Source organism: Tepidiforma sp. (assembly GCF_034433535.1).
Classification (GTDB): domain Bacteria; phylum Chloroflexota; class Dehalococcoidia; order Tepidiformales; family Tepidiformaceae; genus Tepidiforma.
In genome coordinates this window covers 14,988-28,386 of sequence record NZ_DAOUAO010000040.1, presented here as the reverse complement: position 1 = coordinate 28,386, position 13,399 = coordinate 14,988, and the positions used below count along the sequence as shown (strand labels likewise).

The 13,399-nt window shown below is 68.3% G+C and carries 14 protein-coding genes and 1 pseudogene; 4 read left to right on the top strand and 11 right to left on the bottom strand.

Annotated features, from left to right (window positions below; genetic code table 11):
- The coding region (ribA, locus tag VAE46_RS02185) for a GTP cyclohydrolase II (RefSeq protein WP_322795269.1) at positions 1 to 507 on the top strand (507 nt) is incomplete at its 5' end.
- The gene (ribH, locus tag VAE46_RS02180; protein ID WP_322795268.1) at positions 504 to 977 is read left to right on the top strand and encodes a 6,7-dimethyl-8-ribityllumazine synthase; all 474 of its coding nucleotides are present in this window, start codon (positions 504 to 506) and stop codon (positions 975 to 977) included. The genes ribA and ribH, both read left to right, overlap by 4 nt.
- Before the next feature lie 6 nt (positions 978 to 983).
- On the opposite strand, the gene VAE46_RS02175 is transcribed toward ribH, so the two are convergent.
- The 3 genes from VAE46_RS02175 to VAE46_RS02165 all read right to left on the bottom strand — a co-directional run bounded on the left by VAE46_RS02175 (position 984) and on the right by VAE46_RS02165 (position 4,064).
- Positions 984 to 2,189, bottom strand: a complete 1,206-nt coding sequence (locus VAE46_RS02175) for a hypothetical protein (RefSeq protein WP_322795267.1) — start codon at positions 2,187 to 2,189, stop codon at positions 984 to 986.
- 2 nt (positions 2,190 to 2,191) lie between these two features.
- The gene (locus tag VAE46_RS02170; protein WP_322795266.1) at positions 2,192 to 3,070 is read right to left on the bottom strand and encodes an RING finger protein; all 879 of its coding nucleotides are present in this window, start codon (positions 3,068 to 3,070) and stop codon (positions 2,192 to 2,194) included.
- 88 nt (positions 3,071 to 3,158) lie between these two features.
- Positions 3,159 to 4,064, bottom strand: a complete 906-nt coding sequence (locus VAE46_RS02165) for a ribokinase (protein WP_322795265.1) — start codon at positions 4,062 to 4,064, stop codon at positions 3,159 to 3,161.
- Between the two features lie 56 nt (positions 4,065 to 4,120).
- Between VAE46_RS02165 and VAE46_RS02160 the strand changes: the two genes are divergently transcribed.
- Together VAE46_RS02160 and VAE46_RS02155 are read left to right on the top strand one after the other, a co-directional pair.
- Positions 4,121 to 4,669, top strand: coding sequence for an NADPH-dependent FMN reductase (locus tag VAE46_RS02160; protein WP_322795264.1), 549 nt, complete (start codon positions 4,121 to 4,123; stop codon positions 4,667 to 4,669).
- Entirely contained in the window at positions 4,666 to 5,190 is a 525-nt protein-coding gene (locus VAE46_RS02155; protein WP_322795263.1) for an NUDIX hydrolase, read from the top strand. Before VAE46_RS02160 ends, VAE46_RS02155 begins: the two co-directional genes overlap by 4 nt.
- 65 nt (positions 5,191 to 5,255) lie before the next feature.
- Here the strand turns inward: VAE46_RS02155 and VAE46_RS13515 are convergent.
- The 8 genes and pseudogenes from VAE46_RS13515 to VAE46_RS02115 form a co-directional block, all read right to left on the bottom strand.
- Positions 5,256 to 5,525 (bottom strand): annotated as a pseudogene (locus VAE46_RS13515) (S26 family signal peptidase); the annotation flags it as partial.
- A 25-nt stretch (positions 5,526 to 5,550) separates the two neighbouring features.
- Complete coding sequence (locus VAE46_RS02145; RefSeq protein WP_322795261.1) at positions 5,551 to 6,411, bottom strand: VOC family protein; 861 nt, start codon at positions 6,409 to 6,411, stop codon at positions 5,551 to 5,553.
- A gap of 28 nt (positions 6,412 to 6,439) precedes the next feature.
- Complete coding sequence (gene clpX / locus VAE46_RS02140) at positions 6,440 to 7,753, bottom strand: ATP-dependent Clp protease ATP-binding subunit ClpX (protein WP_322795260.1); 1,314 nt, start codon at positions 7,751 to 7,753, stop codon at positions 6,440 to 6,442.
- A gap of 20 nt (positions 7,754 to 7,773) precedes the next feature.
- Positions 7,774 to 8,403 carry an ATP-dependent Clp protease proteolytic subunit gene (locus tag VAE46_RS02135; RefSeq protein WP_322795259.1) on the bottom strand — a complete coding sequence of 210 codons (630 nt, stop codon included), beginning with the start codon at positions 8,401 to 8,403 and terminating at the stop codon, positions 7,774 to 7,776.
- Positions 8,400 to 9,692, bottom strand: coding sequence for a trigger factor (gene tig / locus VAE46_RS02130; RefSeq protein ID WP_322795258.1), 1,293 nt, complete (start codon positions 9,690 to 9,692; stop codon positions 8,400 to 8,402). The genes VAE46_RS02135 and tig overlap by 4 nt, the downstream gene beginning before the upstream one ends.
- A 91-nt stretch (positions 9,693 to 9,783) precedes the next feature.
- A complete protein-coding gene (locus VAE46_RS02125; RefSeq protein ID WP_322795257.1) occupies positions 9,784 to 10,761 on the bottom strand; it encodes an ABC transporter permease in 978 nt (325 codons plus the stop codon).
- A complete protein-coding gene (locus tag VAE46_RS02120) occupies positions 10,758 to 11,708 on the bottom strand; it encodes an ABC transporter permease (RefSeq protein ID WP_322795256.1) in 951 nt (316 codons plus the stop codon). The genes VAE46_RS02125 and VAE46_RS02120 overlap by 4 nt, the downstream gene beginning before the upstream one ends.
- Positions 11,709 to 13,379, bottom strand: a complete 1,671-nt coding sequence (locus tag VAE46_RS02115) for a peptide ABC transporter substrate-binding protein (RefSeq protein ID WP_322795255.1) — start codon at positions 13,377 to 13,379, stop codon at positions 11,709 to 11,711.
- Between the last annotated feature and the right edge of the window lie 20 nt (positions 13,380 to 13,399).

Here is a 13,399-nt window from a genome sequence, read left to right as displayed (position 1 = left end):
GGGCCCATCGACCCCGATGTGCCGACGCTGGTGCGGGTGCACGACCAGTGCGTGACCGGCGACGTCTTCGGTTCGATGCGCTGCGACTGCGGCGAGCAGAAGGAAGCCGCGCTGCGGATGATCGGCGAGCAGGGCGGGGTGTTCCTGTACATGCGGCAGGAAGGCCGCGGGATCGGCCTGCACAACAAGCTGCGCACCTACGAACTGCAGGACCGGGGGCTCGATACGGTCGATGCGAACCTGGCGCTGGGGTTCCCGGCTGACCGGCGGGACTACGGCATCGGGATGCAGATCTTGCGGGATATTGGCGTGAGCAAGATGCGGCTGATTACGAACAACCCGGCGAAGCGGGCCGGGCTCGAGGCGTACGGGCTGGAGGTGGTGGAGCGGGTGCCGATTCTCACGACGCCCAACCCGCACAACATCCGCTACCTGGATACGAAGCGGCAGCGGATGGGCCACCTGCTGGACGGGCTCGAATCGCTGGTCGTGGAGCCGGGCACGTGAGCCGGGTCCTCGAGGGGTCGCTCGACGGCGCCGGGTTGCGCGTTTGCCTGGTGGTCTCGCGCTGGAACGAGTTCGTGACGCGCAAGCTGCTGGAGGGCGCGGAGCGGATGCTCCGGGAGCGCGGCGTGGCCGATGGGGATGTGACCGTAGCCTGGGTCCCCGGGGCGTTCGAAATCCCGACGGCGGCGAAATGGGCAGCGAGCTCCGGTCAGTTCGACTCCGTGATCTGCCTCGGGGCGGTAATTCGCGGGGAGACGGCGCACTTCGAGTACGTCGCTGGCGGCGCCGCCGAGGGCATTCGCGAGGTCGCGATGGAGACCGGCGTGCCGGTGATTTTCGGCGTACTGACCACCGATACGGTGGAGCAGGCGCTCTCGCGGGCGGGGGGCAAGGATGGGCACAAGGGCGAGGAGGCGGCCCAGGCGGCGATCGAGATGGCGAACCTGCGGCGGCAGCTGGCCCCTTCCTGAGATTGCCTAGAGCGGGCAGATATCGCGGAAGGTGTACTGCGGGTTTGCGTAGCCGTGGTCGAAGATGCGCTGGATGTAGGCCGGGGTATCGACGCCCGGGCCGGTCGTCGCGAGGTAGCGGGTCGCCTCGAGGCAGCCGCCCGCGACGCCCATGCGGTCCTGGTACCCTTTGCGAAACGCCTCGGCGGCGTTGACGAAGACGGGCTCGCTGGCCTCGCGGATGACCCGGTCGAGGGCGGGGTTGGGGTCGCTGCCTGAAGCTGCTGCGGCGACGGCGATGCGGAAGAGGGCATAGGCAACCAGGGCGTTGCGGGATTCGCCGCGGCCGTTTTCGGCCTTCCAGTCGCGCAGAGCGGGGTTTTCGACGGCGGCGGTGTACGCCTCGATGGCCTCCTCCCACTGGCCGCGTCGAAAGTGGTCGTCGGCATCGAGGATGGCGTGGAACAGGAAGTTCGGCGGGTCGAGGATCACCTCGAGGGCGGTGTAACGGCCGTTGCTGAGGGTATAGCGGAAGGTGCCGGCGCGTCCCGGACCGGCGGCGAGGCTGCTTGAGGCGCTGCGATGGATGACGATGGCCGTGGCGGGACCGGAACCTTCGAGGGCGACGCGGTCGATGCTTTCGATGCCGGCGTCGGCCGGGCCGAGGTCGCGCCAGGCCGAGCCATCCCACGAGTAGATGCGGACGAGGCTGGTGCAGCGGGAAGCGGTGCAGAGGTTTTCGAGGAAGGAGACTTCCGGGCGTGGGAGACCATCGCGGTCGGCGATGGTGAAGACGGCGCGCCCGAGGATGGAGACATCGGCTGCGGCGGGCGGCGAGAGGGCCTCGAGGCCGGGCCGGGTGCTCAGTTCGACAAAGATGACGCCGGGGTTCGGCGCGGGCGCGGTCGACGTGGCGAGCGGGACGAGGAGGGCGGTATCGGGAATGAGGTCGCCGTCGATGTCGGCGCTGATGCAGGCCGCATTCCAGCGTTCGGCGAGCGCCGGGCTGCACGAGCGAACCATGCCGGGGTTGCGGTGGAGAGCGGCGCGAGCGGCTGCGACATCCGCGGGGGGTGGTCCGAGGGGGTCGGGGGTGGGGCTCGGGGTGGGAGAGAGCGCCGGTGTCGGCGTATCGGGCGGGACCGACGGCATGGGAGTTGGCACGGCGTCGGCGGGCCCTCCGCAGGCACAGGCGGCCGCGACGACGGCGGCTACCGCAAGCACGACCGGCATGATCAGGGTTTTGGGGTGAGGTAATTTTCGACCGCCCATCCTTCACCCAGGTTCGTTTGGACTTTCCACCACGTGAAATTGCCGGCCTGCTGCGGTCCGCCCGTGACGGTCACCTCGGAACCGTCCTTGAGGCAGACGATGGCGTCGTTTTCGGTGCCGGGGGCAACGCGAACGTTGAGGCAATCGCCGGTGCCGGTAACGACGAGCCGCTGGCCGGCGGAAAACCGGCCGGGACCGGTAGTGGCGGCGGGCGAAGGTGAGGCCGACGGCGCTGTTGGGGAAGGAGAGGGCGCGGGCGTCGTGAAGGTCGGCGGGGTAGCTGTTGCAGCGGGCGCCGGCGTGGGGCTGACGGGGGATGCGGGCGCATCGCTGCCGGTCAGGCGCTCGGCGGCGAAGATGACGCCTGCCGCGGCGGCCACGGCGAGCAGGACGGCAACCGGCACGTACCAGTAGGCAAAGATGCGATGGCGCTGGTAGATGCGCGGGAGCGGCTTGCGGGGGAGGGGGTCCTCGCGCGGGGGCTGGTAGCGCCTTGGCGGGCCGCTGCCGATGGGTGGAGCGACCTCGGGCGGGAGTTCGCGGTGGATAAAGCGAGGCGGAGGAGGCTCCGCCTCGGCAGCGGCAGGTTCCTCGGCGGGCGGCGGATGCGCGACGCGGGTTCCCTCGCCGGGGTGGGGCGCCGGGGCGCCGGCGGAGGAGGCGCCGGAATCGTAGGCGAGGGCCTGCGGGGAGGAGTTGTGGGGCTGGGAGGTCGCGCAGCCGCCGTTGGTGACCCAGCAACCCGGGTGGTGCAGCACGCCGCAGCCCGTGCAGCGAAGGACAGCTTCGCCGGGCTCGAAGGCGCGGTCGCAGATGGGGCAGAACCGTTGCAGGAGGCTCAAGCGTGAAACCCCGGGGCGCGCTCCCAGTATCGGCTTCGCGATCGGCACTATCAACCGAAACGCTTCGCCGAGGGCAAAGGTTCCGCGGTCATCCCTGGAGGAGCGAGGCCACCCCGTCGGCGGTTGGGAGCGAGGGCGCCGCACCGGGGCGGGTGCAGGCCAGCGCGCCGGCGACGCAGGCGTAGCGAACCGCCGCAGCAAGGTCGTCACCGAGGGCGAGGCGAACGGCGAGCGCGCCACAGAAGGCATCCCCGGCGCCGACCGTGTCGACAGCCTCGACTGCCGGCACGGGAATCGCCTGTTCGAGGCCGCGGGTCGCGAGGAAGGCGCCCCGTTCCCCGAGGGTGATGATGACGGCCCCCGGCCCGAGGCGGAGGAGCGCGCGGGCCTGCGCTGGAGGGTCGTCCCCGGCGACGCCGCTGAGCAGGGCGGCTTCGACCTCGTTTGGCACGAGGACATCGGCGAGGGTAAATACCTCCTGCGGGTGCGGCGCGACGGGCGCGGGGTTGAGGATGGTTCGGACAGCAGCACGCCGGGCGATCCGCAGGGCGGCGAGCGTCGCCTCGGGGGCAACTTCGAACTGGACGAGGAGGGCATCGGCCGCGGCGATGAGGTTGGCAGCAGCTTCAACGGCCGACACGGGGAGGGCGAGATTGGCGCGGGGAAGCGCGTAAATGAGGTTGGTGCCGTCATCGAACACGACAGGGATGGCAACGCCGGTGCCGTGTACGGGCAGGCGCACGACGTGCGAGGTATCGACGGCATCCGCGCTGGCGGCGCGCAGGAGCTCCTCCCCGAAGGCGTCGTTGCCGACGGCACCGACGAGGGACACATCGGCGCCAAGGCGTGCCGCAGCGATGGCCTGGTTGGCGCCCTTTCCGCCGGTAAAGGTGGCGAAACTGCGCCCGATGAGCGATTCGCCGGGAAGCGCGGGGCGCGGCGCGCGGACCACGAGGTCCATCATGAGGGAGCCAACGACGACGATACGGGGCATGGCGGCAGTGTAGCGGGGGTTCGCGCGTTTGCGCGGGGCCGGGTAGGCTGGCGGCCATGGTGCGCATCCTGGGAGTCAATGGGAGCCTCCGGGCCGGGAGCACAGCCGACCGGGCGCTGCAGTACGCGCTTGGGCTGCTGCGCGCCGAGGGGGCAGCATGCGAGACGTTCGACATCGGCGGGCTGACGCTGCTCGATGGGCGGCCGGATGACGCTTACCCGCCGAGTGTCGCGGCGTGGCGGGAGGCGTGCCGGCGGGCCGACGGCTTCGTGATTGCGGTGCCGTCGTATCACGGGGCGATGCCCGGCGGGCTCAAGAACGCGCTGGACTTCATCGATGCGCCCGAGGCGGGGGGCAAGCCGTTCGCGGTGATTGCGATCGCAGGCGGTTCGGCCGAGCCGGGCGGGACCGACGTCACGCGGGTGATGCGGCACATCGGCGGGCTCGCCGTGGCGCCTGATGTCGTGGTTTCGCGGGCCGCGGAGCACTGGGGCAAAGGGCCGGAGCCCGCCGATCCGGACGTCGCGGCCGCGGTGGAACGGTCGATGCGGGCGCTCTTCCGGTTCTGCCTGCTGCGCGAGGCCGGCTCGCTGCCGGGGCCGTGAGCGCGGCAGGCGACAACCCGCTGGACTGGCGTTGCTGCCCCCGCTGCGGCGGACGCTGGGAGGCTGAGCCGGGGGCGGCTGGCGGCAGATGCGCGGCGTGCGGCTGGCGCTTCACGCTGTACCCCGGGGTCGGGGTCGCGGTCATCCTGCGTGACGCCTCAGGGCGTGTCCTGCTGGGGCGCAGGGCAGGGGGACGGCGCGCCGGGCTGTGGTGCATTCCCTGCGGGCGGGTGGAATGGGGCGAGGACGTGCGCGCGGCCGCCCGGCGGGAGTTCGCGGAGGAGACGGGGCTGGAGGTGGACCTGCTCGGGGTGTACGAGGTGCACAGCAACTTCCACGACCCCGACCGGCTGACGGTCGGCATCTGGTTCACCGGGCGAATCGTTGGGGGTGAACTCTATCTGCGGGACGGGGAGTTGAGCGAGCTGGGGTGGTTCGACCCGGCGGAGCCACCGCCGCTGGCGTTCCCGACCGATGCCCTGGTGCTGGAGCGCCTGGCCAGCGAGGGCCGCGGCCAGTAGCGGGCGACGACGCGGCCTTCCACGAGGTATGGGGGAACGGGACCGAACTGGCGGCTATCGGTGCTGGTTTCCGGTGCATCGCCGCGGAGGTCGAGCGCGCCATCGGCGTGGACGCGCGCGACGCGCTTGACGAGCAGGCGGTCGAAATCGCGCGGGTCGTGGGCGACGACGACGTCGCCGGGGCGCGGCGGGTGGAGGCGGTAGGCGCGGCGGTCGACCAGCAGGAAATCGCCGGGGGCGAACGCGGGGGACATGCTCACCCCTGAGACTTCCACGCGGGTGTAGCGGCGCGAGAGGGCAGCGATGAGTGCGAGCAGCCCGGCCACGGCGAACATTCGGCGCATCTACGCAGCTCCGGACCTAGTGGATCATGGGGGTGCCGGGCGGGGCACCGGAAAGCTCGGGGCGGCCGCTCCAGAGCCAGGCGAAATTGGTCTTCGAGACGCCAACCAGCACCCCGAAGAGGGAGGACGGGTGGATGAAGATGTTGGTCCCCGGCGGGCGGCCCTCGCCGGGCGCGTAGCGGAGCCCCAGGTCCTGGAGGCGGGCTTCGAGGAGCGGGACGTCATCGGTTTCGAGATAACACATGTACAGGGAGGGGCCGCGCTTCTGGAAGAAGCGGTCCATGGCCCCGCCGCCGAAGGTCCGGGTGATTTCGATGCGGTCCAGGCGATTGGGCGGGTCGAAGAGGGTGAGGGTGCCTTCGTAGCCGTAGAGCTCGCTGCGGATCGGGCAGAAGCGGGAGGGGTCGAGGCCGAAGACGCGGGTGTAGTAGTCGGCGGCGGCGCGCCAATCGGACACCGGGTTGGTGACCTCGTAGATGGAGCGGATATCTCCGACAGGCGGGCGTTCGACGTCCTGGGCGATGACGGCGTTGAGCCCGTACGGGGCTTCATCGACGTAGATGAGGCCGTACTCGACGGTGAACGGGACGCGGAGGGTACGAAGGCGGGCTGACATGGCGTCGATGGACGGTGTGGCGAAGCCAACGCCAAACAGGCCCTGGCCCCAGCGGTCGGCGAAGGCGCGGACGGGGCCATCGGCGGCCGGCTCGAGCAGTTCGACGAGCGATGAGCCGGCCTGGAGGGTAGTGCGCCGGGCTCCGAGGCGGGAGCTTGCGTCCTCGGAGAGGGTCGTGGCACCGAAGAGCGCGGCGAAGCGCTGCGCGGCAGTGGCCCCGTCGTGGACAACGAGCTCGATGCGATCGATGCGCGTCAGCATGGGCGCCTCCCGGCGGTGGCGGGGCGGGTCAGGCTGGTTCGCGTGCGCTGGCGGGCGAGCTGGAGAGGTCGACGGCCTGGCCGCCCCGGGTGAGAAGGAGGGGCCGGGTCTTGTTGATGACGCAATCGGCGTTCACGACGCACTTCTGGATGTCGGTGCGGCCGGGGATCTCATACATGACGTCCATGAGGGTTTCTTCGAGGACGGTGCGGAGGCCGCGGGCGCCAGTCTTGTACTTGATGGCGAGGTCAGCGATGGCTTTGAGGGCGTCGTCGGTGAAGACGAGCTCGACGCCGTCCATGGCGAAGTAGCGCTGGTACTGTTTGACGAGGGCGTTCTTCGGCTCGGTGAGGATGCGGACGAGCGCGTTCTCGTCGAGGGACTGGAGACCGACGACCATGGGGAGGCGGCCAACGAATTCGGGGATCAGGCCGAATTCGAGCAAGTCGTCGTGGGTGACGTGCATCATCAGCTCGTCGCGGCGCTTCTGGCCGCGGAAGCTGCGCTGGGCCTGGAACCCGAGGCGGACGTGGTCGCGGGTGAGGCGCTTCTCGATGTGGTTTTCGAGGCCTTCAAAGGCGCCGCCGCAGATGAAGAGGATGTTCGAGGTGTTGATCTGGAGGAAATCCTGGTGGGGGTGCTTGCGGCCGCCCTGCGGCGGGACGTTGGCGATGCAGCCTTCGATGATCTTCAGGAGGGCCTGCTGGACGCCTTCACCGGAGACGTCGCGGGTAATGGACGGGTTATCGCCCTTGCGCGCGATCTTGTCGATTTCGTCGATGTAGATGATGCCGCGCTCGGCCTTCTGGATGTCGAAGTCGGCGGCCTGGATGAGGTGCAGGAGGATGTTCTCAACGTCCTCGCCGACGTAGCCGGCTTCGGTGAGGGCGGTGGCATCGGCGATGGAGAAGGGGACGTCGAGGAACTTGGCGAGCGTCTTGGCGAGGTAGGTCTTGCCGACGCCGGTCGGGCCGACGAGGAGGATGTTGGACTTTTCGAGCTCGATATCGCTGTCGGCGTTGTGGCCGATGCGCTTGTAGTGGTTATAGACGGCGACGGAGAGGACTTTCTTGGCTTGCTCCTGGCCGATGACGTACTCGTTGAGGTGTTCGTAGATGGCGCGGGGTGGGGGAACGTTCTGGGCGCTGAAGCCGCCCTGGCGGGAGCCGGCGGCCCGGTCCTGGGTACCGTTTTCTTCGTCGATGATTTCGCGGCAGAGGTCGACGCACTCGTCGCAGATGTAGACGGCACCGGGGCCGGCGATGAGGCGGCGGACCTGGTCCTGGCTTTTGCCGCAGAAGGAACAGTGGTACTGGACGCGGGTCGTTCGGTTGGTGGCCAAGGCGGTGCGGTCCCCTCCGGTTATTTGGCGTCCACTGCTGGACGGAGCAACTCGTCGACGAAGCCGTATTCTTTGGCGCCTTCGGCGTCGAGGTAGAAGTCGCGGTCGAAGTCGCGGGTGACGCGTTCGACGGGCTGGCCGGTGTGCTTGGCGATGATGTTCCGGATGATTTCGTTGTTGCGCAGGATTTCCTTGGCGGCGATCTCGATATCAGCGGCCTGACCGCGCGCGCCGCCCAGGGCCTGGTGCATGTGGACGGTAGCGTTGGGCAGGGCGTAGCGCTTGCCCTTCGCGCCGGCGCAGAGGAGGACGGTGGCCATGGAGGCGGTCTGGCCGACGGCGATGGTGGAGACGTCCGGCTCGATCAGCTGCATGGTGTCGTAAATGGCCAGGCCGGCGGTGATGACGCCGCCGGGGGAGTGGATGTAGAGCGAGATATCGCGCTCGGGGTCTTCGCGCTGGAGGTAGAGGAGCTGGGCGACGATCAGGTTCGCGATCTGGTCATCGATTGGCGTGCCGAGGAAGACGATCCGCTCCTTGAGGAGGAGGGAGAAGATATCGAAGGCGCGCTCGGAGCGCGGGCCGGATTCGATGACCGTGGGGATGACGTCGTAGATGAGGGGGTGGATGCGGGGCGCTTCGGTGCTCATGCCTGTTCCTCCTGGAGTTCGCCCCGGGCGATGGCGCTGAGGCGTTCGAGGGTTTTCCGCGAAAGGAGATTCCTGCGGATGGTGGCGATGCCCTCTTCGGTGGCGAACATCTGGCGGAACCGTTCGGCATCTTCGCCCATCGGCGCGAGGAGCGCGTCGAGTTCCTGATTGATTTCATCGGCCGAAACATCAATCCCTTCAGCCTCGGCGAGGGCCTCGAGGACGAGGGAGCGGCGCACGCGGGTCTCAGCGGCCTCGCGCCAGGTTTCGCGGAATTCCCGCTCGGAACGGCCGATGGTGTTCAGGTAGGTGAGGTACTGCTGGCGGTCGTTGCCGAGGGCGTCGCGGATGAGGTGGTCGATTTCGTGTTCGACGAGCAGGTCCGGGTAATCGAGGGTGGCGATTTCGACGAGTTTATCGACGGCGGCGGCGCGGAAGCGGTTCTCGGCGGCCTCCTCGAGGCTGCGGCGGAGGTCAGCCTCGATGCGCTGCCTGAGCGCTTCGAGGGTCGGGAATTCCTCGGCGTTGATGGACTGGGCGAATTCGTCGTCGAGAGCGGGGAGCTGCTCCTCTTTGACTTCGTGGAGGTTGATGGTGAACGTGGCGGTCTTGCCGCGCAGGGATTCGACGCGGAAGTCCTCGGGGAAGATGAGGTCGAACGTGCGGGATTTGCCCTTTTCGAGCCCGAGGAATGCCTCGGCGAGCCCCTGGACGAAGAGGGTTTCACCCTCGCGGAGCTGGAACTCGGCGCGTTCATCGCGGAGGAATTCTTCCCCGTCGGCGGTGGCGGCGACGTCGGCGATGAGGATGTCGTTCCAGGCGGCGGGACGGTCGACCGGGACGTGGGTGGCGTGGCGGCGGCGAAGCAGCTGGAGCTGCTCTTCGACCATCTCTGGGGTGACTTCGACGTTTTCCGGTTCGACGCGGATGGAGCGGTAGTCGTTCAGCTCGACGGTGGGGCGAACGGGGACGGTGGCGGTGAAGCGGAGCGGTTCGAGCGACTCGATGGCGAGCTCGGGCTGGCCGATGGCGGGGACGTCTTCCGCCTCGAGGGCTTCGTTGTAGGCGTCAGGAACGAGGGTATCGAGCGCCTCGCGGATGAGCCCTTCGCGGCCGTAGGTGCGCTCGACGATGGCGCGGGGCACTTTGCCGGGGCGGAAGCCGGGGAAGCGGTTGCGGCGGGCGATGCGGCGGTAGGCGGCATCGAGCGACCGTTCGAGGCGGTCGGGGTCGACTTCAATCTGGAGCTGGACGCGGCTCTGGGGGAGCCGCTCAAGGGTGACCTTCACGGGCGTGTGTATTCCTCCGTGATTCGAGTATAGCAAACGGCAGGCCCGGGGCCGGCCCGCAGGGTGTCGCGACGATGACGGCTGAGCATGGTCAGCGAGTGAGCTGGGTTCGCGGCTCGAGGAGGTCGACCAGCGCGTCGCCGAGCAGGTTCCAGGCGAAGAAGAAGAGGGTGACCGGGATGGCGGGCGCGAGGAGAAGATGGGGGTAGCGCTCGAGCGTCTGGGGACCGGCGCCGGCAGCGATGAGCGAGCCGAAGCTGGCCGTTGGGGGGTCGATGCCGAGGCCGAGGAAGGAAAGGGTGACCTCGGCGCCGGCGGTGGCGCCCATCCCGGCCGAGACGCCGACCACGAAGAGCGGGAGGACGCCGGGGAGGATGTGGCGGGTGATGATGCGCCAGGTGGAGGCTCCCATGGCTTCGGCGGCGAGGACGTAGGTCTCTTCGCGGATGGCGAGGGCCTGCGAGCGGACGATGCGGCTGGTGCCGATCCAGGCGAAGGGGACGGTGGCGAAGACGATGATGGCGAACTTCACGAAGGTGCGGGCATCGGTGCCCAGCGGGGTGTTGTCCTGCAGCCAGAAGGCGATGTCGTTGAGGCGGGTGCGGAAGGCAGCAGTGATGGCGAGCATGAGGAGCAGGGTGGGGAGGCCGGCGAGAACTTCGCCGGTGCGCATTATGAGGGTATCGACCCAGCCGCCGCGGTAGCCAGCGAGCAGGCCAAGCCCAAGGCCAAGGACGAGGCTGCCGCTGATGAGCACGACCACGGTGAAGATGACCGTGGTGCGGGCGGCATAGATGACCCGGCTGGCGAGGTCGCGGCCGAGGGCGTCGGTGCCGAGCCAGTGCTCGGCGGAAGGCCCCTGGCGGGTGGCGCCGGGAACGAGGTTCTGCTGGTACGGGTCGTGGGGTGCGATGAGCGGGGCGAAGATGCCGCAGGTGTAGAAGATGGCGAGGTAGACGATGGCGAGGACGGCCAGCCGCTTGCGCAGGAGCTGGCGGAGGAAGCGGCGCCGCGGCGTCGGCAAGCCGACTTCGAGGGGAATCGGTTCGGCGGCAGCGGCGGCGCTCATCCGCGGACGGCCCCCAGGCGGATGCGCGGGTCGATGACGGCGTAGAGGATATCGATCAGGATGTTGGCGATGACGAAGAGGAACGAGCCGAAGAGGACGAGTGCGAGGATGACGTCGAAATCGGGGGCAAGGACCGCTTCGAAGCTTTCGGCGCCGATCCCGGGGATGCCGAAGAGCTGTTCGACAATGAGCGAGCCCCCGGCTACCCCGGGAAGGGAGAGTCCGATGATGGTGATGAGGGGGAGCAGCGCGTTTCGCGCGATGTGGCGGAAGACGACGATGCGCTCAGGGAGGCCCTTGGCGCGGGCGGTTCGCACGTAGTCTTCGCGCATGACGGAGATGACGGAGGCGCGCACGAAGCGTGCGATGCCGGCGGTGCCCGGCAGGGAGAGGATGAGGATGGGGAGGATGATGTTGGGGCTGGTGAACCCCTGCCAGCCGAGGCCGACGAGGTCGAGCTTGAGGGCGAAGAGCCACTGGAGGAAGGGGACGGCGACAAATATCGGGATGGCATCGATGGCCAGCCAGAACGAGATGGTGAGGGGGTCGAGGAAGGTGCCGCGGGCGAGGGCGGCATAGATGCCCGCCGAGATCCCGAGGAAGAAGCTGATGGCGAGGGCGATGAGGCCCAGGCGTGTGGAGACCCAGATCTTCGGGATGATGATTTCGGAGACGGTGAAGGACTGGTGGCGGGTGGAGACCCCGAGGTCGCCCTGGAGGAGGTTGCGAATGTACTTGACGTACTGGATGAGGATGGGCTGGTCGTACCCGTACTTTTGGCGAATGAGCTGCGCCTCCTGCTCCTGGTAGCGCTGGCCGAGAAGGGAATCGACCGGGTCGCCGGGGGCGAGGCGGAGCATGTAGAAGACGACGACCGAGATGATGAAGAGGACGGGGATGGACCAGAGCAACCGGCGAACGATGTAGCCGGTGAGCCCGGGGGCCATTTATGGCTCCTTAATTTCGACGTAGCGGTAGCGCGGGATTGTCATGGGCGCATCGGGCAGGCCCTGGACGCAGGGCTTCACGAGGAAGTGCTCGACGGACCAGAAGGTCGGGATGATGGAGGCATCGTCGAGGATCTTCTGCTCGGCCTGGGCGTAGAGGGCATAGCGGCGGGTGCGGTCGGTCTCAGTGCGGGCCTGCTTGAGGAGGGCATCGACCTCGGGGTTGTTGTACTTCGTGTAGTTCAGGGGGCTATCGCTGGCGAAGAGCTTGCCGAGGAAGTTTTCGGGGTCGGGGTAGTCGGCCGACCAGCCGTCGCTCTGGATCTGGAAGTTGCCCTGGCGCTGTTCGCGCAGGAAGGCGGCGGTATCGACGGCCTGCAGCTCGACGGTCACGCCGAGGACGTTTTGCCAGTTCTCCTGGATGGCGACGAGGAGGTCGCCGGGGGTTGCGCCGGCGCCGGGGAAGGTGAGGACGATGCGCGGCATGGCGTTGGCGTACTTGGACTCAGCCAGCAGCTGCTTCGCACGATCCGGGTCGTAGGGGTGGGTGCGGACGGAGTCGCTGCGGCCGGGCATCGGCCCGGGCACGATGCCGCGGGCGACCTCGTAGTAGTCGAAGAGGAGGACGGTGTTGATGGTTTCGCGGTCGATGGAGAGGGCGAAGGCCTGGCGAACCTTCGGATCATCGAAGGGCGGCTTGTTGGGGTTGAGGGTGAAGTAGAAGGTCGCGAGGGAGGGGACGGAGCGATAGTCTTTTGCGAGCGGGCTGGAGCCGTCCTTGACCGAATCGAGCAGGGAGGCAGGCAACGGGGTGATGTGGATTTCGTCGTTTTCGTAGCGGGTGAGGAGCGAGCCGCCGCCGAGTTCGAAGATGACCTCATCGAGCTTCGGGGCGCCGAGATGGTAGCGGGGATTTTTGACGAGGCGGATGCGCTCGGCAGGCTTGAACTCGGCGAGGCGGAAGGGGCCGGTACCGTTGGGATTGCGGGTCCAGTTGCGGGGGTCAGCTTCGATTTGCTGGCGGTCGACGACGAAGGAGACCGGGTAGGTCAGCTCGAAGATAAAGTAGTCGGAAGGTTCGATGAGGTCGATCTGGACGGTGCGCTCATCGATGACCTTGACGCCGGAAACGGACGGCGCGCGGCCCTGGAAGCGGTCTTTCAGCCCGACGATGTTGCCGAGGTAGGCCACGACGGTGGGGGAGGCGTTGGCGGGGTCGGCGGCGCGTTCGATGGAGTATTTGACGTCCTCGGCGGTGACGCGGCGCTGGTTGCCGGTGTGGAAGACGACGTTATCGCGCAGGCGGAAGGTGTAGGTCCTGCCGCCGTTCGAAACCTCCCAGTCCTGGGCGATATCGCCCACGACGTTGAGGTCGCGGTCGAGGGTCACCAGACCGCCGAAGATCTCGACGACATACTCGCTGGTGGAGACATCGACGACCTGGATAGGGTCGAGGACGGTGTTCGGCTGGGAGCCCGGGACGATGAGCGAGTTGCCGGAGCAGATGCCGCCGCCGGTTCGTGAGGGGTTTTGCTGGTCATTCGAGCCGGGGGAGGCAGGCGCTGCTTCGTCGTCGCCGCCGCCCGCGAGGGCGATCACGAAGACGACGCCGACGGCGAGGATGAGGAATGCGACGAGCCCCATCATCAGGGCGAGCATGCGGTTCGACATGGGGCGGGCTCCCGGCGATG